20 protein-coding genes and 4 pseudogenes are annotated in these 21,182 nt (G+C 70.4%); 12 read left to right on the top strand and 12 right to left on the bottom strand.

The features are described from left to right. Positions 1 to 82: 82 nt before the first annotated feature. The 4 genes from ACIRP2_RS32915 to ACIRP2_RS32900 form a co-directional block, all read right to left on the bottom strand. Positions 83 to 694 (bottom strand): TetR/AcrR family transcriptional regulator, encoded by a 612-nt coding sequence (locus ACIRP2_RS32915; protein WP_404256748.1) that lies wholly within the window; start codon positions 692 to 694, stop codon positions 83 to 85. A 218-nt stretch (positions 695 to 912) separates the two neighbouring features. Then, a complete protein-coding gene (locus ACIRP2_RS32910; protein ID WP_404256746.1) occupies positions 913 to 2,133 on the bottom strand; it encodes a Glu/Leu/Phe/Val dehydrogenase dimerization domain-containing protein in 1,221 nt (406 codons plus the stop codon). After that, a complete protein-coding gene (locus ACIRP2_RS32905) occupies positions 2,130 to 3,755 on the bottom strand; it encodes a thiamine pyrophosphate-binding protein (RefSeq protein WP_404256744.1) in 1,626 nt (541 codons plus the stop codon). Before ACIRP2_RS32905 ends, ACIRP2_RS32910 begins: the two co-directional genes overlap by 4 nt. Before the next feature lie 111 nt (positions 3,756 to 3,866). Further along, a complete protein-coding gene (locus ACIRP2_RS32900) occupies positions 3,867 to 4,451 on the bottom strand; it encodes a carboxymuconolactone decarboxylase family protein (protein ID WP_404256742.1) in 585 nt (194 codons plus the stop codon). Between the two features lie 159 nt (positions 4,452 to 4,610). Between ACIRP2_RS32900 and ACIRP2_RS32895 the strand changes: the two genes are divergently transcribed. From ACIRP2_RS32895 to ACIRP2_RS32885, 3 genes are all read left to right on the top strand, one after another. Then, positions 4,611 to 5,051: a PPOX class F420-dependent oxidoreductase gene (locus tag ACIRP2_RS32895; protein WP_404256740.1), complete on the top strand. Its 441-nt coding sequence runs from the start codon at positions 4,611 to 4,613 to the stop codon at positions 5,049 to 5,051. A 99-nt stretch (positions 5,052 to 5,150) separates the two neighbouring features. Then, positions 5,151 to 6,392: an MBL fold metallo-hydrolase gene (locus ACIRP2_RS32890; RefSeq protein ID WP_404256738.1), complete on the top strand. Its 1,242-nt coding sequence runs from the start codon at positions 5,151 to 5,153 to the stop codon at positions 6,390 to 6,392. Between the two features lie 136 nt (positions 6,393 to 6,528). Next, entirely contained in the window at positions 6,529 to 6,864 is a 336-nt protein-coding gene (locus ACIRP2_RS32885) for a hypothetical protein (RefSeq protein WP_404256736.1), read from the top strand. A 58-nt stretch (positions 6,865 to 6,922) separates the two neighbouring features. Here the strand turns inward: ACIRP2_RS32885 and ACIRP2_RS32880 are convergent, their stop codons facing one another. Beyond that, entirely contained in the window at positions 6,923 to 7,276 is a 354-nt protein-coding gene (locus ACIRP2_RS32880) for a hypothetical protein (protein ID WP_404256734.1), read from the bottom strand. Positions 7,277 to 7,345: 69 nt separating this feature from the next. On the opposite strand from ACIRP2_RS32880, the gene ACIRP2_RS32875 reads away from it, so the two are divergent. Next, positions 7,346 to 7,660: a group II intron maturase-specific domain-containing protein gene (locus tag ACIRP2_RS32875; RefSeq protein ID WP_404256732.1), complete on the top strand. Its 315-nt coding sequence runs from the start codon at positions 7,346 to 7,348 to the stop codon at positions 7,658 to 7,660. Between the two features lie 659 nt (positions 7,661 to 8,319). Beyond that, positions 8,320 to 9,276 (top strand): integrase core domain-containing protein, encoded by a 957-nt coding sequence (locus tag ACIRP2_RS32870; protein WP_404256730.1) that lies wholly within the window; start codon positions 8,320 to 8,322, stop codon positions 9,274 to 9,276. Positions 9,277 to 9,621: 345 nt separating this feature from the next. On the opposite strand, the gene ACIRP2_RS32865 is transcribed toward ACIRP2_RS32870, so the two are convergent. Beyond that, complete coding sequence (locus ACIRP2_RS32865; protein ID WP_404256728.1) at positions 9,622 to 10,200, bottom strand: TetR/AcrR family transcriptional regulator; 579 nt, start codon at positions 10,198 to 10,200, stop codon at positions 9,622 to 9,624. A gap of 85 nt (positions 10,201 to 10,285) precedes the next feature. Between ACIRP2_RS32865 and ACIRP2_RS32860 the strand changes: the two genes are divergently transcribed. Together ACIRP2_RS32860 and ACIRP2_RS32855 are read left to right on the top strand one after the other, a co-directional pair. Further along, a complete protein-coding gene (locus ACIRP2_RS32860; protein WP_404256727.1) occupies positions 10,286 to 11,167 on the top strand; it encodes an SDR family oxidoreductase in 882 nt (293 codons plus the stop codon). A gap of 134 nt (positions 11,168 to 11,301) precedes the next feature. After that, positions 11,302 to 12,150, top strand: a complete 849-nt coding sequence (locus tag ACIRP2_RS32855; RefSeq protein WP_404256725.1) for an SDR family oxidoreductase — start codon at positions 11,302 to 11,304, stop codon at positions 12,148 to 12,150. Between the two features lie 311 nt (positions 12,151 to 12,461). Here the strand turns inward: ACIRP2_RS32855 and ACIRP2_RS32850 are convergent. Together ACIRP2_RS32850 and ACIRP2_RS32845 are read right to left on the bottom strand one after the other, a co-directional pair. Then, a pseudogene (locus tag ACIRP2_RS32850) lies at positions 12,462 to 12,581 on the bottom strand (NUDIX hydrolase); the annotation flags it as partial. 113 nt (positions 12,582 to 12,694) lie between these two features. Beyond that, positions 12,695 to 12,865 (bottom strand): hypothetical protein, encoded by a 171-nt coding sequence (locus ACIRP2_RS32845; protein WP_404256723.1) that lies wholly within the window; start codon positions 12,863 to 12,865, stop codon positions 12,695 to 12,697. Between the two features lie 390 nt (positions 12,866 to 13,255). Between ACIRP2_RS32845 and ACIRP2_RS32840 the strand changes: the two genes are divergently transcribed. Then, positions 13,256 to 14,041 (top strand): acyltransferase, encoded by a 786-nt coding sequence (locus ACIRP2_RS32840; RefSeq protein ID WP_404256721.1) that lies wholly within the window; start codon positions 13,256 to 13,258, stop codon positions 14,039 to 14,041. Here the strand turns inward: ACIRP2_RS32840 and ACIRP2_RS32835 are convergent. The 3 genes and pseudogenes from ACIRP2_RS32835 to ACIRP2_RS32825 all read right to left on the bottom strand — a co-directional run. Beyond that, positions 13,999 to 14,457, bottom strand: a pseudogene (locus ACIRP2_RS32835) (IS6 family transposase); the annotation flags it as partial. The gene ACIRP2_RS32840 and the pseudogene ACIRP2_RS32835 overlap by 43 nt on opposite strands. A gap of 187 nt (positions 14,458 to 14,644) precedes the next feature. After that, positions 14,645 to 15,313 (bottom strand): response regulator, encoded by a 669-nt coding sequence (locus tag ACIRP2_RS32830; RefSeq protein WP_404256719.1) that lies wholly within the window; start codon positions 15,311 to 15,313, stop codon positions 14,645 to 14,647. 74 nt (positions 15,314 to 15,387) lie between these two features. Further along, positions 15,388 to 17,094, bottom strand: a complete 1,707-nt coding sequence (locus ACIRP2_RS32825; RefSeq protein WP_404256717.1) for a sensor histidine kinase — start codon at positions 17,092 to 17,094, stop codon at positions 15,388 to 15,390. A gap of 433 nt (positions 17,095 to 17,527) precedes the next feature. Here ACIRP2_RS32825 and ACIRP2_RS32820 point away from each other — a divergent pair. Both ACIRP2_RS32820 and ACIRP2_RS32815 read left to right on the top strand, forming a co-directional pair. Next, positions 17,528 to 17,734 (top strand): annotated as a pseudogene (locus ACIRP2_RS32820) ((4Fe-4S)-binding protein); the annotation flags it as partial. Continuing rightward, a pseudogene (locus tag ACIRP2_RS32815) lies at positions 17,731 to 17,976 on the top strand (lactate utilization protein C); the annotation flags it as partial. The pseudogenes ACIRP2_RS32820 and ACIRP2_RS32815, both read left to right, overlap by 4 nt. Positions 17,977 to 18,196: 220 nt before the next feature. On the opposite strand, the gene ACIRP2_RS32810 reads toward ACIRP2_RS32815, so the two are convergent. Next, positions 18,197 to 18,499 (bottom strand): hypothetical protein, encoded by a 303-nt coding sequence (locus ACIRP2_RS32810; protein ID WP_404256715.1) that lies wholly within the window; start codon positions 18,497 to 18,499, stop codon positions 18,197 to 18,199. A 308-nt stretch (positions 18,500 to 18,807) separates the two neighbouring features. Here ACIRP2_RS32810 and ACIRP2_RS32805 point away from each other — a divergent pair, with 308 nt between their 5' ends. Both ACIRP2_RS32805 and ACIRP2_RS32800 read left to right on the top strand, forming a co-directional pair. Further along, the gene (locus ACIRP2_RS32805; RefSeq protein ID WP_404256713.1) at positions 18,808 to 20,739 is read left to right on the top strand and encodes an ATP-binding protein; all 1,932 of its coding nucleotides are present in this window, start codon (positions 18,808 to 18,810) and stop codon (positions 20,737 to 20,739) included. Between the two features lie 7 nt (positions 20,740 to 20,746). Beyond that, positions 20,747 to 21,181 (top strand): roadblock/LC7 domain-containing protein, encoded by a 435-nt coding sequence (locus ACIRP2_RS32800; RefSeq protein WP_404256711.1) that lies wholly within the window; start codon positions 20,747 to 20,749, stop codon positions 21,179 to 21,181. The last annotated feature ends 1 nt before the right edge of the window (position 21,182 follow it).

Here is a 21,182-nt window from a genome sequence, read left to right as displayed (position 1 = left end):
GCCCGACGGCCCGTCGGGGCGGGGCGGCCCGGATGTCCCGGCAGCCGATGTGCCGGAGCGCCCTACCCTCACGGGACGCGGTTCAGGCCGTCAGCGCCGCCCGGTCGATGCCGAGTTCACGGGCGAGGGCCTCGTCGGTCCAGGCCAGCATCGTGGCCCGGGAGAGCGGACCCGCGTACGAGATCATCTGCACGGCCAGGCCGTCCAGCAGGGCGGTCAGCCGCCAGGCCACGGACATCGGGTCGTCGCACTGGAACTCACCGGCTGCGGCGCCCTCTTCGATGACCTCGGCCAGCTCCGCCTTCCACTGCTGGTCGAGATCGCCGGCCACATTGCGCAGCGCCGGATCGCGCAGTGAGGCGGCCCAGCCCTCGATCCACAGCCGCCAGCCCTTGGCCTGGCCCGTCGGCGCGTACCAGCGGACAGCGGTCCGCAGGCGTCGCACCGCGCTGGTACGGCGGCCCAACAGCTTGCGCAGATGGGCGAGATCGGCCTCGGCGGCATGCGCGAAGGCGGCCGCGACCAGCTTTTCCTTGGTCGAGAAGTGGTACAGGACCAGTGCGTTGCTCACGCCGAGCACGGCGGCCACATCGGCGATCCGTACCGCCGCGACGCCCCGTACCTCGATCTGTTCGACGGCAGCACGCAGGAGTTCCTCGCGCCGTTCCGCCACGCTCAGCCGCACTCTTCCCACGGCGTCACCCTAACGAATACGCGCCCGGGAGGCAGTCCGGGGGCGGAGCCGCACGGGACACGCGCCCGGCAGACCGGACGCCCGGAGCGCCGGCCCGCGCCATCGGCCCCGGATGCCGGCACGGCGCATGGACGCGCCCATCGGGCGCGCGTCCGTGCGCCGAACGCGTCGGCCGTCGGCCTCCGGCCGGAACGGGTCCGGCCGGAGGCCGATCGGGTTCAGCGGTACCAGCCGAATCGTTCGGCCATGATCGGCAGCCGGTCGGCGACGATGGCATGGGCGGCGGCCCGCGGGGTGCTGCCGTCCGTCTCCGCCCGGTCCAGCATCCGTTCTGTGAGGGCGCGCATCGAGCGGCGGGTGTGCCCGAACGCCTCGTCGGCGTCCGCGTCGATGTCACCGAACAGGGTCCACCACCACCAGGCGTTCGTACCGGAGTTGACGACCACATCCGGCAGCACCGTGATCCCGCGCGCCGCCAGCAGTGTCTCCGCCTCGGCGAGCACCGGCATGTTCGCCGCCTCGACCACCCAACGGGCCCGAATCCGGGACTGGTTGGTGGCATCGATCACGTACGAGACCGCCGCCGGGACCAGTAGCTCGGCGTCCTGCGCGAGCCAGGCGTCCGCGGGCAGTTCCCGGTCGCCGTCCCGGAGCGCGCCGCGGTCCACCGTCCCGTAGCCGTCCCGGGCGGCCAGCAGTGCCTCGACATCGAGGCCGGCCGGGTTGGCGATCGTGCCCTTGATGTCGGCCACCGCGACCACGGTCAGCCCGGCCCGCGACAGGAACCGGGCCGTCGCCCCGCCCATGGTGCCGAGCCCCTGTACGGAGACCCTCGCCTCCCCGTACGGGACGCCCGCCCGGTCCAGCGCCGCGAGCGCCGACTCGGCGACCCCGCAGCCGCCGACCAGTTCGTCGAGCCCGATGCCGTCGACCTCGACGGCGAACGCGTCGGCGAGCCGTCGGCGGGCCGCCGTCTCGTCGTCGAGCAGTGGGTAGACGGCCTGGACCGAGGAGACGAGCCCGGCCTCGGCCGCCGCCCGGTCCACGATGTCCTGGGTGAGGCCCAGGTCCTCGCCGGTCGTCCACACGTTCTCGATGTACGGGCGCACCGCCCGCAGATAGCGCACCAGAATGCCGTACGCCTCGGGGTCACGGGGATCGCAGTCGATGCCGCCCTTCGCGCCGCCGAGCGGTATGTAGCGGGCGCCCATGTCGTCGACGTCGAAGTGGAGGGCCTCCTTCATCGTCATGCCGCGGGCCAGCCCGACCACCTCGTCGAGCGTGCAGCCCGCCCGCATCCGCAGCCCGCCGCTGGAGACCCCGCGCACCAGCCGGTCGACGACCAGATGGCCCTGACGGCCGGTGATGTGGTCGGTCCAGGTGAGGGAGATCAGCGGGGCGGACGGGGTAGTGGCGCGGGACACCGCAGGTGTCGTCATCGGGGGGTCTCCTCGGTCACAGCGATCACGGTGGGCCCAGGGGTCGTCAGGGCCCGGGACAGGGCGCGGGCGAGCGCCTCGGGGGTGTCGGCACGGGCGCCGTGGCCGCCGTACGCCCGCGCCAGCGCGGGCAGGTCGACGGACGGCAGATCCACGCCCGTGGGGGTGTCGCCGCGCGCCGCCATCTCGTCGCGGATCTCCCCGTAGCCCCCGTTGTCGAACACCACCACCGGCAGTGGCAGTCGCAGCTGGGCTGCCGTGGCGAGCTCCTGGACGGAGAACTGCAGTCCGCCGTCCCCGCTGAGTGCCACGACCTGCCGGCCGGGGTACGCCGTCTTCGCGCCGATCGCGGCGGGCAGCGCGTAGCCGAGCGTGCCGAAGCCGGTCGGGTGCAGATAGCGCCCGCGCGGGCCGATGAGCAGATGGGGCAGCGCGCCGTAGTAGCAGCACTGCGCACTGTCCGAGGTCCAGATCGTGTCGGCGGCCGACACGGCCCGCGCTGCCCGCAGATACGGCACCCAGCGGACGTCGCGCCGCGCGGTTTCGGCATCCCGCGCGGCACGCAGTTCACGTACCGCGGCGGAACTCTCCCGTACCTCCGGGCTGCCGGTACCCGCCCGCGCCAGCTCGTCGCGCAGGGCCTCCAGCGTGGGATGTGCCGCGCCGACCAGTGCCAGATCGGCGGGCGGTCCCGCGTACATCTGGGCGGGGTCGATGTCGACCCGGATCAGCGTGCCGCCCAGTGGCGGCGGCGCGGACCACAGGTCGGACTCGGCCAGCTCGGTGCCGACCGCGAGCACCGTGTCGCAGCGCGCCAGCCACTTCTGCACGGAGGGGCTGTGCAGCGACACCCCGAGCGAGAGCGGGTGCGTCTCCTCGACGATCCCCTTGCCGTTGGCGGTGGTGACGACCGGGGCGGCCAGCGCCTCGGCGAGCGCCAGGCACGCGGCGGACGCGGACCGCGCCCCTCCGCCCAGGACCAGCGCGGGCCGCCGTGCCGCACGCAGGACCTCGGCCGCGTCCCGGAGCGCGGGTCCGGCAGGGACCGGGGCGGACAGCGGTGGCGTGAGCCTCACCGGTCCCACGGGCCCCGCCGTCTCCAGCAGATCCAGCGGGACCTCGACATGGACCGGACGCGGGCGTCCCGAACGGAACAGGGTGAACGCCCGCGCCACCGCCGAGCCGATCTCCTCGATCGTCGACACCCGGTGGCTGAACGCCGCGACCGCACGCAGTGCCTCGGACTGGCTGCGCATCTCGTGCAGCAGACCGGTCGACTGACGCGGGTGGCGCAACGGCATCCCGGGGGACACGACCAGCAGCGGCACGCTGTCCGAATACGCCTGTCCGACAGCGGCCGTGATGTTGAGCAGCGCCGGCCCGGTGGTGGTGATCGCCACGCCGGGCCGCTGGGTGACCCGTGCGTACGCGTCCGCCGCGTACCCCGCGCCCTGTTCGTGCCGGGGCGTGACATGAGCGATCCCGTACCGCGTCAGATGCCGGTAGATCTCCAGGTTGTGCGTTCCCGGAATCCCGAACGCCGTGGTGACCCCGTGGGCCGCCAGGGCGCGGACCACGGCCTCGCCACCGGTCGGCGATGTGCTTCTCGGCTGCCCGGACACCCGGCCTCCCTCCACTGACAGGTCGGTGCCGACCAGTCGATTTACTGAACCGTCGGTCAGTATCGAGAGGCGGGGGCGCTCGTGTCAATGCAGCCTGTGCTGAATGGTCGTTCAGTGGCCGGACTGCTTCGGTCGGCTCGTGGGGGGTTCCGCCTCGCACCGGTCCTTGAAGCCCTGGCTGGTCAGTCCGAGGGCGGAGTTCGTGCGCGAGCGCATGTTCTCCACCGCGACCATGGTCGTGAGCTCGACGAGCGCCGCCTCACCGAGCGCGGTCCGCAGCCGCTCCACCAGCTCGTCCCCGACCTCGGGCGGTGTGACGCTCATCGCTTCCGCGTAGGCCATGACGTCGCGCTCCAGCGAGGTGTACGCCTCGCTCTCGCGCCACACAGGCACGTCACGCAGCTTGCGCGGATCCATGCCGTGGCGGTGGTTCTCCCAATGGCCGAAGTCCATGCACCAGCTGCATCCGATGGTGGCCGCGGACGTCATGACGGCCAGCGCCTTGAGTTGCGGGTCCAGCTTCTTCCAGCGGCTTACCGCCCATTCGAACCGGCTTCCGGCCCACAGCACCCCGGTGTGGTGGGCGCTGACCCGTACGGGATCGATGACCTCGCCGTACGCACGGTTCGAGTACCACGACACGGCGCGGAACAGGAGGGTGCGGGGCGGGTCGAGCGAGATGCGGGCGTTCGTCATGGCCGGTCTCCTTCAGTACGGCTCGGATGCCGTGCGGCGGCCCGAGGGACGCCGTCGGCGGCTGTGTTCACGGGTGGGACGTACGGGGCCGCCCCGGATGTGACATGGGAGTGCGGCCGGATGCGGAATCCTGTGGCGGGTACAGACGTTGGATTCGGCATGACGGGAATCGACGCACAGCAGGACGCGCTGCTCGGGCTGCTCGGCGAGGAGAGCGGCGGCGTGCTCGTGACGCTCAGGCGCGACGGCAGGCCCCAGCTGTCCAATGTCAACCACTTCTACTACCCCGAGGAGCGCGTCGTCCGTGTCTCGATCACCGAGGACCGGGCGAAGACGAAGAACCTCCGCCGCGACCCGCGGGCGAGCTACCACGTCACCAGTGCGGACCGCTGGGCCTGGACGGTCGTGGACGGTGCGGCCGAACTGTCCCCGGTCGCGGCCGACCCGCACGACGCCACGGTGGAGGAACTGATCACGCTCTACCGCGATGTCCAGGGCGAACACCCGGACTGGGACGACTACCGCGAGGCGATGGTCCGGGACCGGCGTGTGGTGCTGAGGCTGCACGTCGAGCGCGCGTACGGGCAGCCGCGTGGCTGACGGTGTCCGGTCCGGCCGTCCGTCCGACGGTCGTACCGCACTCGCACGGTCGTACCCCCCGCCCATAATGAGACGACACCGACTCCCTCAGGAGATGATGTGACCGGCGCCGACCCCTTGCTCCCGCTGCGCACCCGAGTGCGTACGCTGCGCCCCGCCGCATTCGGCGCCGATCCGGCGGGTGCCCGTATGGAGCGCATCCGCCGCTCACCCAACTTCGTCGACGGTGTCTTCCAGAACCCGGTGGGGGCGCGCACCAGGCCGTCCGGATCCACCCTGGAGTTCGCGAAGCTCTACTTCCGCAAGGAGGAGCGGGTGCGCAGGGCGCCGGTCGGCACGGTGCCCGTCCACGCCACCACGTACGCCGACCTCGCCGAGCCGCCCGCCACCGGGCTGCGGCTCACCTGGATGGGCCACTCCAGCGTGCTCGCCGAGATCGACGGCCGACGGGTGCTCTTCGACCCGGTGTGGGGCGAGCGCTGCTCGCCCTTCGCCTTCGCCGGGCCCAAGCGGCTGCACCCCGTCCCCCTGCCGCTCGCCGCGCTCGGCCCGGTGGACGCCGTGGTGATCTCCCACGACCATTACGACCACCTGGATCTGCCCACGATCCGGACCCTCGCGGGCACGGACACGGTGTTCGTCGTCCCGCTGGGCGTCGGCGCCCATCTGGAACGGTGGGGCGTGCCCACCGACCGGATGCGTGAGCTGGACTGGAACGAGACGACCGAGATCGCCGGGATCAGTCTCACCGCCACCCCGGCCCGGCACTTCTGCGGCCGCGGCCTGCGCAACCAGCAACACACGCTCTGGGCGTCCTGGGCCGTCGCGGGGCCCGAGCACCGGATCTACCACAGCGGCGACACCGGGTATTTCCCGGGCTTCAAGGAAATCGGCGCCGAACACGGGCCCTTCGACGCCACGATGATCCAGATCGGCGCGTACTCCGAGTACTGGCCCAAGAACCACACGGACTATACGCCGCTGCCCGGTGGTTGGCCAGATATTCACATGACGCCCGCCCAGGGGGTGCAGGCGCACCTTGACCTGCAAGGGGGTAAGCCGCACGGCGTCATGATGCCTATCCACTGGGGCACGTTCAATCTTTCCCTGCACCCGTGGGCAGAGCCTGGTGAGTGGACCAAGGATGCCGCTGAGGAAGCCGAGCAGCCGGCCGCATTTCCCCGGCCGGGCGAGCCCTTCGAGCCTGCGGGAGCGCTTCCCCTCGATCCCTGGTGGCGGGCCGTGGCCGGCCCGATTGCGCATCCCTGGCGCCGCAGCGAGGCAACGGACGTTGCTCAGGGGCAGGGCAATCGCGATCTTGACCTTGCGGGTGAGCGGTGACTCCGGGCAGGGGCGCAAGCCTGAATGCAATGACGTAGTCGTTCGCCAAGTTGACGGACGCCGAACAAAAGCAGGTGATCGAGGTGCTCGACGGTTCCCCTCGACGGGGGAGGGCTGCTGAGTACCAGGCACTTATGTGGCTCGAAACCCTGGACGAAGCCGGTCTCTCCGACCCGGACGCCCCCTGTTCTGCGCCCTGGACCCGCACACCCTTCAGCCCATCGGCATCCCGCTCTCGCCGCGGCGTATCGGCGGCCTGGTCGCCGACGCCTCCGTGCGCGCCGCCACGGGGGTGCGGCACACCGGCTACAGCCCGCGCCGCGGTCTGGCCATCGAGTCCAAGCGGGCCAAGAACCACCGCTCCGTCATCGCCGCACGGGGCGGATGGGTGCCCCACTCCAAGGCAATGGAGGGCTACTTCGAGGGCGCGGACCGGTGGGAAGAGAACGCCCTGATGGGCGTGGGTCTCTGACGGGAGGATCGGTACGTGCGTGCCCTTGGAGGAAGGGCACGCACGCAGCTCCGGGCTATTACATGGAGCATTCCCGAAGGGTGGCGCCGCCGTAGGAGCTACCGCTGTCCTTCGCCTTCACGACGACGTAGCGGAGCTTGCCCTGGTTCAGCGCCGCTTCTAGTTGGTCCGCCAACTCGCCGTCCCGCGGGGACTTCTCCGCACGCTCCCTCATCGCTTCGATGATCGTCCGCGCGTACTCCTTGGTGCACTGCTGGACCATCTTGTTCTTGTAGGGGCCCTTTCCCTGACGCCATTCGAGGTCACTCGATGGCGCCTTTGCCTCGACAACGAGCAGCTCGTCGTCCCCGAGAAACCCGGGATCACCTGCCTCGCCCGGGGCGGGCAGGACTTCGATTTCCTCGGCTTCCACCACCGGAAGGTCGAATCGTGGAAATGGCGAGGCAGGTTCTACCTGCAACGCTGGCCCTCGACGAGAGCGATGAACGTGCTGCGGGACAAGGTCCGCGCAGCCACTTCCCGCTCGAAGACCGAACGGCCAGTGACCGCCGTGGTCGCCGACCTCAACCCCGTGCTCCGGGGCTGGGCAGTGTACTTCCGCAACGGGAACTCCGGACGGAAGTTCAACGCGGTCGACGGCTACGTCCACGAACGGTTGGCCATCTTCGCCAGCCGAAAACACAGACTCCGAGGCCGGAACTGGACCACCCGATTCACCTACGAATGGATCACCCGGCTCGGGGTCTACCGCCTTACCGGAAACGTGCACAGGGCGACGGCGCATGCCAGTCGGTGAACGATGTCGGAAAGCCGTGTGCGGGAGAACCGCACGCACGGTTTGAAGCGGCGGGGGCTGGAAACGGAGCGGAAGCCACCGCGCCAGTCCCCGACCCTACTGAGACAAGAGTCTGTCGGCGCCAGTCCGTCAGCGTCTGGTGGTGGACGGAGCGCCTGATGATGCCGTAGGAGATCGAGGTGTCGTGCTCGTCCATGAGCTGCACCCAAATCTGCGTGGGACCGTGGCCGGCCTCGATCATGGCGTTGATGAGGGGCTGAATGGGGTCGATGCCGGTCGGCCGGCAAGGGAGTGGCTTGCGGGGGCGGGGATCGTGACCGTCCAGCGCGGCCCGGACGGTTCGCCAGGTGACGCCGTGGCGTCTCGCCAGTGCCCGTGCCGAGAGGTGCCCTTGCCGGCAACCTCATCCCCCCTGTAGAAGCAGGTGTGTGAGATGGCACGAGATGTCGAGCACGGTCGGTCAAGCCGGCGTTCTCGCACGGCTGTCGAGGATCACGGCATAATGGCCGGCTGTGCTGCTGCGACTGGCCTATCTGGGCGTGACCGACGCGTTCGCCATGCTGCGCCTGCTCCCGCTGAGCAATCGGGACAAGGACGCCTAGATCCTGGCCCTACGCCACCAGATCACAGTCCTGGAGCGACAACTCGGAAAGGACAAGGTGCGGTTCACCCCAAGCGATCGGGCGTTCCTGGCCGCGCTGCTGCACCGGCTCCCGCGCGATGTGCTGCGAAGGGTGCGGCTACTGGTTCGCCCCGACACCGTGCTGCGCCGGCACCGCGACCTTCTCGCGCGCCGTCACGCCGCCGCCTCTTGGCCCAAACGCCCGGGACGGCCGCGCACGGTGCACCCCGTCCGCGTTCTGGTCCTGCGCCTGGCGCGAGAGAATCCCAGCTGGGGCTACCGGTGCCTCCACGGCGAACTGCTCGTCCTGGGTGTGAAGGTGGCCGCCTCCACGGTATGGGAGATCTTGAAGGAGGCCGGTATCGATCCGGCACCCGAACGCACCTCCACGACCTGGTCCGACTTCCTTCACTCCCAGGCCGACGCCCTGCTGGCCTGCGACTTCTTCGAAACAGTCACCTTGTCCGGGACGCGGCTGTACGTGTTCACCGTCATCGAGCACGCCAACCGGCGCATCCGGGTCCTGGGCGCGACCGCTCACCCGACCGCCGCCTGGGTGGCGCAGGCCGCGAAGAACCTCGCCATGGACCTCGAGGACGCAGGCCTGCGGGTGCGGTTCCTGCTCCGGGACCGGGACCGGGACAGGAAGTTCCCCGCCCTGTTCGACGCCATCCTCGAGGACGCGGGGATCGAGGTCGTGGTCACCGGCGTCCGGATGCCGCGGATGAATGCGTTCATGGAACGGTGGGTACAGACCTGCCGGCGCGAGCTCCTGGACCGCACCTCGGTCTGGAACCAGCGTCACCTGCTCCACGTCCTACGCGAGTTCGAACACTTCTACAACGGACACCGGCCCCACCAGGGCATCGCGAATGCCCGCCCGCTGTACCCGTTGCCCGCGCCGATCACCGATACAGCCAGGATGGCCCGCCTCGACGTACGACGACACAACCGCCTCGGCGGCATCCTCCACGAGTACGAACACGCCGCATAACCTGCACGGACGAGATTTTCGGCAAGCGCAGGGTCCGGCCGGCCTGGTGCAAGTGCTGGAGGCGTGCAGCGCGCTGCTGGTGGATCCCGCCCTCCGCCCTCTGCTCGCGGGTGCTCGCCCGTCTGTTTCCAGAGGCTCCGGGCGGTGTGGATCCCTGGCTCATCCTGTTGTGGGCCACCGGCCGCGCCGAACTGCCGGGGCACCCTCGTCTCGCCACATGGCGCTCGGACAGCACACCGCGGTCATAGGAGCGGATCGGCTTCGGCCGCGGCCAGGCTGCGTCTGCGGGCCTGACGAGCGACAGGTCGATGCGCAACCAGCCGATGAGCGGGACGATCTGTCTGCTCAGCCCAGCGATGCACTCACCGTACGCAACTCGTCCAGGGCCGCCAGGACGTACCCGGTGAGCTCGTCCTTGCCGTCACGGTCGCCCTCGCACCATTCGGCGAACCCACGCTTGAAGGCGAGGACGCCCAGCTCGCTCGCGAGGGCCGCGGCCGGGTCGGACAGGCCGCGGGCGACCAGGGCGGTCGTCATCGCGGCCGCGAGGCTGACGGTCTTGAGGGCGTCACGCTCCTGAAGCTCGACACTGGCGGCGACGGCAGCCTTCAGGCGCGGGGCAAGCTCGCGATTCATGGGACCCATCGCCCTCGACGCGCACTCAAGACCGGCAGCGACCGCCTCGAGCGGGCTGGCATCATCGGGCGCCTCGGTGATCCCCTCGGTCAGCAGCCGGCTCAGCGTCTCCTGTCCGGCCACCAGCAGCTCTCGCTTGTCAGGGAAGTACCGGAAGAAGGTGCTTTTGGTGACCCCGGCGCGCTCGGCGATCTGCGCGACCGTCGTGGCGTCGTACCCCTGCTCGGTGAACAGGTCGACTGCGGCCACGACGAGACGTTCGCGTGCACCTGGTTCCCATCGAGCCATGGCCCCATCATACGTGATGGGACTCTTGTCCCATCACCCTGCTAGTGTGACGGGACAAGAGTCCCATCACTTGAGGGAGAGCTCCATGCACGTCTTTGTCACGGGTGGCACTGGTCTGATCGGTTCCGCCGTCGTCGCCGAACTGCTCGGCAATGACCACAGCGTCCTCGCGCTCGCCCGTTCCGACGCCTCCGCGCTGGCCGCCGAGGCGGCCGGCGCGGAGCCTCTCCGGGGAACTCTCGCCGATCTGGACGTCCTTCGCTCCGGCGCCGCTCAGGCCGACGGGGTGATCCACCTGGCATTCGCCAACGATTTCAGCAGCCCCGACGCCGTCGCCGAGGCGGTCGCCGAGGAGAGTGCCGCCCTTGCGACCCTCGGCGAGGAACTCGTCGGCAGCGACCGGCCCCTGGTCACCTGCTCGGGTACGCCCCATGTGACGGGCCGTGCCTCCACCGAGGCCGACCCGCTGCCGACCGACGGGCCGGTCGGTGGTCGTGGCCGTGCCGTCACGGCGGTCCTGGGCCTGGCCTCGCGCGGGGTCCGGAGCACGGCCGTACGCCTGCCGCGCACGGTCCACGACCAGGGCACGGGCGGGTTCGCCAGCTTGCTGACCGACATCGCACGCCGGACCGGAGTGTCCGGCTACCCGGGCGACGGCACACAGCGCTGGCCCGCCGTGCACGCGCTCGACGCGGCGGTCCTCTTCCGGCTCGCGCTGGAACAGGCGGAAGCCGGCACCTCCTGGCACGCCGTGGCCGACGAGGGAGACCGGGTGCGTGACATCGCCGCGGTCATCGGCCGACGGCTGGGCCTGCCGGTCGAGTCGGTGCCATCGCAGACGTACGGCCCTCTCGGCCCGATCTTCGCGAACGACCAGCCCTCGTCCAGCGCCCGCACCCGGCAGACCCTCGGCTGGGAGCCGAAGCACCTCAGCCTCCTGGAGGACCTGGAGAACATCCAGCCCTGAGCGGCGACCGGAGGGCCCGCCTAGGCGCTCGCACCGACAACGGCAGACCCTCACCGCCCACCCACTCGGCATCGCCGCTGTGCGGCCATTCACATCCACAACCAACAGGTCCACACCCAACAGGAGGCCCCATCATGGTGGCAGTTGTCTTCGGCGCTCGCGGTAACGTCGCTCGTCACGTGGCCGATGGCCTGCTGGCCGCCGGTGAGCAGGTCAGAGCGGTCAGCAGGACCCCCGCCTCGGGCTCGACGCCCGGGTGGGAGGCCGTCGCCGCCGACCTGGACCGTCCCGAGACGCTGCCCGCGGCGCTCGACGGCGCCGACAAGATGTTCCTGTACGGAATGCTCGACCCCCAGAAGCCCTACGACATCGAGAAGGTCGCTGCGGTGGCCACGGCCGCGGGGATCCGGCAGGTGGTCCTGCTCTCGTCAGCGTCGGTCGTGAACCACGGCGCCGACCACCCGGTCCCCCGCCTGAACCGCACGATCGAGCAGGCCATCCAACGGTCCGGCATGGACTGGACGTTCGTCAGGCCAGGGACGTTCGCGATCAACACCCGCACCTGGTGGGCAGAATCGATCCGCACGGACAAAGTCGTCCGTCTTCCCTATCCGCTCGCACAGTCGGCGCCGGTGCACGAGAAGGACATCGCGGCGCTTGCGGTGACCGCCCTGACCGAACCGGGTCACTCGCACCAGGCATACACCGTCTACGGAGCCGAGTCCCTGACCCTGCAACGGCAGGTCGAGTACATCGGCGAGGCCCTCGGCCGCCGCATCCGGGTCGAACACGTCTCCGACGAGCAGGCTCGCGCGGACGTGGGCAGAACAATGCATCCTGTCGTGGCCGAGGCGATCGTGAGTCAGTGGGCCGCTGCCGACGGCGTCCCGGCCCCGACCTCCGTCATCGCCGAAAAGATCACCGGCACGCCGGCGCACAAATACGCACAGTGGGCCGTCGACCACGCCGACGACTTCCGCTGAGCTTGCCGGACGGCGTGCTCGACCGTTCCGGCCGGCTTCGGGGACACTTTGTCTCCGTCCCGGGCTGCGGCGAGTGTAGGCGCTCCTCCCATGAGCAGGTCAAGGGCCGGTGCGGTGGCGGCGGCTCCGGACAGCAGGATGAAGGAGCGTCGGTGCATGGTGGGTATCTCCCTGGGTCTCGCGCAGCAGTTCTTCGGCGGCGGCCACGAGGCGGCCGAAGGCAGCGGCCTTTCCGGGGGAGTCGCTGCCCACCAACTCGCCGCGCTCCAGCCGGTCTCCTCGTTGAGCTCGCGTGCGGCGCCCGCGTCGAGGTTCTCGTCCGCTTCCAGCCAGCCGCCGACGACGGTGAGCAGTCCGGGGGAGTGCCAGGAGGTCGCCTGGTGCCGGACGGTCAGCCCCCACCCGTCGACCGGACGCTGGAGCAGCACCATTACGTGAGCGATGTTCCGATGCGGAGCCTGCGCCGCAAGTGGGAGCACGTCCAGGGCGTTTTGGGCTGGTGCCGGGATGTCCTGGCCGGGCAGCGCTCCGCACGGCCATGTCATCAGGGGTGTCGGGATGGGGGATCGCCCAGGGAGGTCACCACGACCGGCTGCCAGCGCTTCGAGTGCTGTTCGGGGGCCGGGTGGCCGGGCGGGGCGAGGGCGCCGCGGGTGTCGGTGAAGCGGTTGCGTAGAGCGAGGGCGGCCCCGCCCAGGGCATCACCGCCGTCCACGTGCGGACGTTCACCGGCTGGACCCGCGAAGGCTGCGGAATGCCGTGGCGCCTTCATCGCCTTCTCCTGCGGACCCGGCCAGCAGTCCGGGCGCCTCTGCTCCGGTCGCGTCGGTGGCGGATCGTTCCACTGACATCCTCCGGCGGCGCTTCGACTACCTGCCCTGGATGTTTGCCAAGGAGGCGTCGGAAGAGCAGCGGATCGAGCAACGGGAGCGGCAGCGGTCGATCTGTGGCGAAAATGAGATCGGTGAGCGGTGCTACGTCGCGGAGTCCGCAGCGGTGTTTCCGGAGCAGCTTGACCTCGGGGCCGACTCCTACATCGCGGCTCATGCCTATGTCACCGGCGAAGTGACCACCGGTCAGCACTGCACGTTCAACCCGTTCAACAGTGCGCGGCAGGGGCACTCTGGGCAACGCGGTGCGGATCGGGGCTTACTCCTCGCTGCTCGGCTTCAACCACTCCGTGGCTCCCGACCTGCCGGTCTATCAGCAGCCCCACACCAGTGTGGGGATCACGGTCGGCAACGACGTGTGGATCGGTTCCCATGTGATCGTGGTGGATGGAGTGACGATCGGCGACCACTGTGTGATCGGCGCCGGAGCGGTGGTCACCAAGGATCTGCCGCCGTGGACGGTGGCTGCCGGAAACCCGGCCCGGCCCCTGCGCGACCGGCGGGACACCGGTCCCCGGCCGCCCCGGGCCGGCGGATCTGCAGGCGTACCTGCCACCGGCAAGCCCGCGGTCGGTATCGGCTGTCTTGGCGATGCACTGGTCCGGTTCGCGGACAAGGCTCGTGCTCAAGCCGGTGAGATCCTCGGCTGCTGCTGGGACGGTGAGCGCTACGTCGACCGTCCAGGCGTGCTACCCACGGTGCGAGCGCACTGTGACGCTGTCGAGATCGCGGACCTCCTGTTGGCCACCGCCCCGGAGCAGTCGGCCGCCGACGAGCACGTCCGGCGACTGGCCGGGCTCCAGGACCCGCTCACCGGTCTCGTGCCGGAGTTCGGCGAGCCGCTGCCTGCGGCGGACGGTGACGGCTTCATCGGTGCCGGTCCGGCGCTATACCACGTGCTGTCGGTCGGGCACGCGCTCGACCTGCTGGGAACGTCCTTGCAATACCCGGTGCGGGGGTGTTCGACCGACGCTATGACCTCGCGGTGGGTGGCGCCGTAACTGCGGAGCTTGTCCGTGACGACCACCTGCGGCACATACCCAAGATCCTTGAGGACCCTGCGGAAGAAGCGCTTGGCCGCTGCGGTGTCGCGCTTGTTCTGCACCAGGATGTCCAGGAGTTGCCGTCCTGGTCGACAGCCCGCCACGGGTACCGCATCCGCCCATTGACCTTGATGAACACCTCGTCCATGTGCCACTTGTCGCCCGGTCGCGGTTACGGCGGCGCAGCTCCCCGGCGTAGGTGGGACCGAAGGTGGCACACCAGGCCCGGATGGTCTCGTAGGAGACCGTGATGCCGCGCTCCAGGAGGAGTTCCTCGACTTCGCGGTACGAGAGCGGGAAATGGTGATACAGCCACACGGCGTGACCGATCACCCGGCCGGGAACCTGTAGCCCTCGTACGACGGCGCGTCCACGACCAGCCCCTCCCACAACGACCTACACCAAGACCATCACACCTCCCTCCTCAACTTGATAACGCCCCTCTCTGTCCAGACAACCCCAGGTGGGCCCGGGTCAGTTCCGGTGAGAGGGTCTGCCAGGCGACACGTGAGGCTCGGACCTGTCCGTTGAGACCCACCCGCAGCGGGCTCTGCATCAACGTCATCGAGTGGTGTGATCAGGTTCCAGGCCGGCGTCTCGTGCCAGCAGTGCGGCCTGCACTCGGTTCTCGCAGTCCAGCTTGGTCAGGATCCGGCTCACGTATGTTTTGACCGTGGCCTCGCTCATATGGATCCGCCGACCGGCGTCCGCATTGGACAGGCCCTCACCCAACAGCGCCAGGACCTCCAGCTCGCGGTTGGTCAGCGCCTCCAGCCGGCGGCGGGCCTGCTCGGCACGGTGGGCGTTCTGGCCGGACGCCAACGAGTCCACGACACGGCGGGTGGCACCCGGCGACAGGTACGCGTCTCCGGCCGCGGCAGCCCGGACTGCGCGCATGAGTTCCACGGGCGCCGAGTCCTTGAGCAGAAAACCCACGCTGCCCTCGGTCAGGGCGCGCAGTACGTTCTGCTGTTCCCCGAAGGTTGTCAGGATCAGCACCCGCGTGTCAGGCACGGTCCGGTGCAGCTCGGCCAGGGCCGTCAGTCCGTCCATGATCGGCATCTGGATGTCGAGCAGCACGACGTCCACGCGGCGGGTCTGGGCCAGTTCGACCGCCTCACGGCCGTTCCCAGCCTCGGCGACGACTTCGATGTCGTCGGCAGAGGAGAGAATCATCCTGACGCCTGCCCGGATGAGCGGCTCGTCATCCGTGACGAGAACCCTGATCATGAATCCCCTGCGCGGTCCTTGAGTGTCTACCTGAGGTCACTCACCATCATCCCTGATCGAGCGCCCGGTACTCCTCAGTTCCTCACCTCGAAGGACTTCTTCTCGATCAACTTGCCGTCCTTGAAGCAGAACCGGAAGACCGACTCCATGTCCGGATTGCTGCTGGACTCCGTGGAAGTCAGGCTGAGGCATTTCGCCCCCTTGGGCACGGGCGGCGCACCCATTTCCAGGCCGTCGGTCACGAAGGAGTTCTCCTTGGGCAACTGCTCGCGAATCTCTGCCTCGGACTGGCCCACCTTCACCGCGTCGTACTGCTTCGGCTCGATCCTGGCCTTTTCCGCCTTGTCCAGGAGGACGTACCCTCCGACGCCGACGGCGGCGATCACCAGCAGCAGAGGGATCAGTACCGCCATCCCGCAGCCGACGGCTATGCCGCTTCTGTTCTTCCTGCTCATCGCCTTGGCCAGCTCCTTCAGACCGTTCCCGTTCATGACGGGACCACCCTCGTCCAGGGAGTCCCCCGGGGTCTGCTGCCAAAAGGTGTTCGTCGGATCAACGAACGTCGTCGCCATGCTGCCGGGCTCCGGGCTCGGGACACCACCTTCCGGCGATGTGTACGGCAGCACGCCCGCCAGCCGGAAGCCGCCGTCCGCCGTCGGGCCCGCGTGCGCCATGCCCCCGATGAGCCGGGTCCGCTCACCGAGCCCGGTCAGCCCCTGGCCGCCGCTCACCACGTCCCGGCCGTTGTCCGTCGTCCCGGTTGCGGGTCCGTTGGCGACCTCCACGACCAGCGAGTCCGGCTCATACCGCAGCTCGACGGTGATCGGGGCGCCCGGGGCGTGCTTGAGGGCGTTGGTCAGGCCCTCCTGGACGATGCGGTACGCCGCGTGATCAGCGGCCGCAGGGAGCGGGCGCGGCTCATCGGAGTGCCGCAGCTCCACGGCCGCGCCCGCGCTCCGGGACGTTTCCACCAGGCCCTCGATGCCCGCCACCCCGCGCGACAGCGCCGTGGTGTCCTCCGTCGCCGCAGCCGCGGCGCCTGAGGTAGCGCGGTCCGGGTGGGGGGCCTCCGTGCTCTCCCGCATCACCTGTATCACCTCGCGCAGCTCGTGCATCGCGGCCACCGACGCCTCGCGCAGCACCCCCACTGCCTCCCGCTGCCGTCCGGTCAGCTCGCGGTCCACCTCCAGCGCGCCCGCGTGCACCGAGATGAGCACCAGCTGATGACCGAGACTGTCGTGCATGTCCTGCGCAATGCGCTGACGCTCCCGCGCCCGGGCCTGTCCGGCGATCAACGCGCGCTCGCGTTGCTGCTGGGCGTCGTACTCCCGGAGCGTGTCGGTCAGCGTGCGGTGCTGCGACCGGTAGCGGCCGGCCAGGCCGGGCACGATGATCGCGACCAGCGGCCACAAGACGCTGAAGACCAAGCGGGGCAGTGAGAGATAAGGCAGCGCCTGCACGACAGCCAGGCCGAGGTTGAGAATGTATGCGAGGGCGAAGATGCCGACGGCCTTGCCGACCCCGTCGATCCGCCGCCCCGCCGACCACGCGGCGACAAGAACCAACGGAGCGAGACCGCCCAACAGGACAGAGCCGACGGCGGTCACCAGCAGCACGGTCGCGGGCAGCGTCCGGCGCAAAAGTGACAGCGCCGCGATCGCCAGCCCGGCGGCAGCGATCCGTACGGTGCCGCCGTGGCCCAGGGCCGCGAGACCTGCTCCCAGCAGCCCAAAAGTTACGCTCAGCAGTGATTCGCCCACGACGCGCCAGGGAGACCACATTCCGGGAGCCAAGAGAGCCCTGCCCGGGGCGGCCAGCCGCAGGGTCGCCGAACGCAGCCTCGCCGCCAGTGCCTGGCGAGCCGATGCTTCAAGGGCCGTAGATTCCACACGAGTCACCCGGCTACGTTAAAACCCCCTCAACCCGCTCAGCGTCAGCCGTTGGTCGCGATGGCCAACGACGAAAGATGTCGACTGCCCGCCGTACGCGCCATGGGACGGGCTGTCGCCCCGGGGCCCGGGCACGGCGCTTGGCCGTGCCGATGGCCGACGCCCGGCTGAGCCGCCCGACGCGTTCGGTGCGGCTCATCGGTGTACCAGCCGCTCAGGTCGTGCACCCGACGGGCGAGCCGGTCCATGTCGTCCAGGTCCGCCGATCCGCCGCGCGCCACGTTGAACCTCACACGCCAGCCACACCAGCAGCTTGACAACGCCGGCCTCCCGGCTCGGCCGGATCGCCGCAGGGCGAGATGGGAAGATCTCACACCTGCCGCCGCCCTTCGACGGCTGGAGCGACAGCCGCGACACACCCGCACCGCCCCGGCACACCTTTTGCGAGTGGTACGCCTCGGAAGGGGGGCGTCGCATCCTCGCCGACGCCGTGTCGGGCGGCGTCCACGACATCGAAGAGGGGGAGCGGTGACCGCACGTGAGACGGCGCTCGGCCGCGTACGGGACGCGCTGGCGCTCGCTCCGCAGCCGGCCGTCACAGTGGAACGCGCCTACCGGCGCGGCCGCACCCTGCCGGACCACGAGCGCCTGGAGCTGTTCGTCGACCGGTTGATGGACTACAAGGCGCAGGTACGCACCTGCACCGCGAGTGAGACGGCCGCGACCCTCGCGGACGTCCTCGCCGGTCTCGGCGCGCGCCGCATCGGGGTGCCCCCGACGCCGGACGGGGCGGCAGCGTTCCCGGCCCGGCCGGCGGAGCCCTGACACGGGCGGACCCGGTCGACGAGCCCGCCGAGTCCTTTCCCGGTTGGGCGGCGCTGCACCCCTTGACCGGCGGGTGGCCGAGCAAGGCCGGAAGCGACAGGGTGCTCCGCCGCGAATGGCCGGGGCGCCCCGCGTTCGCGCGGGGAGCTGAGAGGTGATGTTCGCTCGGCTACGGCACCGTTGCCACGGTCAGGGCGGGCTTGGTGGGCGGCTTGCGGCAGTTTCCACCCTCGCCGTCCGGGGACTCGTCGGTGCCGTCCAGCAGGCCGGGGTCGGTGTCTTCGGGCAACTCGCCGTCGAGGCGGTGGCGGATCTCGCGCGCGCCGGCGTCGCCGGTGTCCACGTTGAACGTGCCCGTGACTCCGGCGCCGCCGCCGCGACCGTCGTCGGGGCAGGTGGTGGAGTTGATGTCGGCCGGATCGCCGGGGTCCCCGCGCTCAGGAACTCGACGCCCCGGGCCGTGCCTCGGCACCGCCGTCTGCCGAACGACGCCGGGGCGGGGACACGTCCTGTGGACCGTTCGGGTGTCCTACGACCAGGCGTCAAAGCGACGTAATCGGTCGACCGTGCGACAGCTCATACCAGAGCGGGACGGATGGCGGGCAAGTTCGACAACTGCCCGTCGCGCATACGTGATGGACGACTACCGTGTGTGCCCGGTGATCAACGGTGGGCTCATCACTGCCGAGCCTGCCCGACCGATGAACCGAGCCTGACCGACCACCGTAGGTGCCACCACATGAACGCCGATTCCTGGTGCCCCACGTACCGAGGACACTGATGTCTCAACTGCGCGCACCCGAAGCGCGACCGGAACGCCGAGAGGGCGGACGGCACGGCCGACCCGGTGCCCGTTCCCGTTCGGCCACGGCCAGGCCGCGCGCCGCCCAGCCATCCCTCGAGGCGCGTATACGTCCCCAACTCCTGCGCGCAGCGGTACTGCCGACCGTCGCCGCCGTGCTGAGCGGCGCCGCAGCGGTCGTCTTCACCATCCGCTCCACCGGCGTCCGGGCGACCGCGGAACTGTGGACCGCCCTGGGCGTGGCAAGCGCGCTGGCCCTCGCCGCCGTGCTGTCCGCGTACCTGGCCGCCGACCGCGTCGCGACCACCGTCCTCGGCCGCTGTCTGGCGCTCCGCCGGGCCAGCGCACAGGGCCAGGCCGAACTGCAGCGGGTGGTGGAACAGCTCCGCAACGGCGAGCCCGTGCCCGCGCGACGGCCCGCGCGGCCCACCGCTCCCGGCAGCGACCCCTTCGAGCTGCTCGCACAGGAACTCGGCCGCCAGCAGGAGGTCGCCGTGGCCGCTGTCGTGCAGGCGTCCCGGCTCCCCGACCGCACCGGCGAGGAACAGAAGGTCGAGGTCTTCGTCAACCTCGCCCGCCGTCTGCAGTCGCTGGTGCATCGCGAGATCCAGCTGCTCGACCAGCTGGAGCACGAGGTCGAGGACCCCGACCTGCTCAAGGGCCTCTTTCAGGTCGACCACCTCGCCACACGCATCCGCCGGCACGCCGAGAACCTCGCCGTGCTCGGCGGCGCCGTCTCCCGACGGCAGTGGAGCAACCCGGTCACCGTGACCGAGGTCCTGCGCTCGGCGATCGCCGAGGTCGAGCAGTACCCACGGGTCAAACTCGTACCCCCGGTCGACGGCACGCTGCGCGGTCACGCCGTGGCCGATGTGATCCATCTGCTGGCCGAACTGGTGGAGAACGCCACCGTGTTCTCCGCCCCGCACACCCAAGTGCTGCTGCGCGCACAGCAGGTCACCGCCGGACTGGCGCTCGAGGTCGAGGACCGCGGCCTCGGCATGCCCGGCGACGAGCAGAAGCGGATGAACGCCCTGCTGGCCGACCCGGACCAGGTCAGTGTGGCCCGTCTGCTGCAGGACGGCCGGATCGGCCTGTTCGTCGTCGCATCGCTCGCCCGGCGGCACGGCATCGCGGTCCGGCTGCAGAGCAACATCTACGGAGGCACACAGGCGGTACTCGTTCTCCCGCAGTGTCTGCTGGGCGCGGGTGCGGACGCCCCGGCCGGGAGCGACGCGACTCCTGTCCCGCCCCCGGGCCCCGTGCACCGCCCACCCGCCGAGAACGACCCCGGCAGCCACCGCAGGCCGGACCGGAACCCCGGCCCGGCACCCGGTCCACAGGCCGGAACCGACCAACAGCCACACGGCCCCGGCCAACCGCTGCGCCTGCACCGACCACCCCGGCAGGCACGGCACCAGGCCGAAGCCCCGCCGCTTCCCCTGCGCGCCGAACGCCTCGACCGACCCACCCCGGCCGAGACCCGGCCCGGAAACCGGCGCACGGACGACGCACCCGCGCCACCCCCCTTTGAGCCCGGCGTCGCGCGCGGCACCGTCGGCCGGCCGCAACTCCCCAGGCGCGCCCATCAGGAGCATCTGGTTCCGCAGCTCAGAGAGGCACCGGCCGCACGCGCCGAGGGCGAACAGATCCTGCACGACCCCGGTCTCATGGCGGCCTTCCGGCGGGGCATCGAACTGGCCGAGGCACGCACCGAGGCCGAGACGGACACCGATCCGGCCCCGGACACGCACCACGGATCGACGCCGTCCCAGGCCTGGCGGCCGCAGGTCCCGCTGCCGGTCCGCGGACGGACGGCGACCGTCGCCCCGTACCACCGGGCCCCGGTTCCGGAGCCGGGCGCGGCCCAGGCCACCGACCCTCTCGAAGCGAACACCTCCAAGGAGTAGATGCACCATGGCGACCGATATGCCGTCCGGTCAGGTCCCGGACCTCGACTGGCTGCTGAGCGGACTGGTCCAGCGCGTGCCGTACACGCGCAGCGCCGTCCTTCTCTCCGCAGACGGGCTGGTGAAGTCCCTCCATGGCATGGACGCCGACAGCGCCGATCACATGGCGGCGCTGGCCGCGGGCCTGTACTCACTCGGCCGCAGCGCCGGCGCGCGCTTCGGCGACAGCGGCGACGTACGCCAGGTGGTGGTCGAGCTCGATTCGACGCTGCTGTTCGTCTCCACCGCCGGGTCGGGCACCTGCCTCGCCGTACTGGCCGGGCGCGAGGCGGACCCGGCGGTGCTCGGCTACGAGATGGCCATGCTGGTCAAGAGCGTCCGGCCCTACCTGATGACTCCGGCGAGACAAGCGGCCGGGGTCCCGAGTCCCACGGGGCTTTGAG

It is taken from the genome of Streptomyces sp. NPDC101194, assembly GCF_044767885.1.
Lineage (GTDB): Bacteria > Actinomycetota > Actinomycetes > Streptomycetales > Streptomycetaceae > Streptomyces.
The sequence above is the reverse complement of the archived record's forward strand: the minus strand, read 5'-3'. Positions and strand labels throughout refer to the sequence as shown.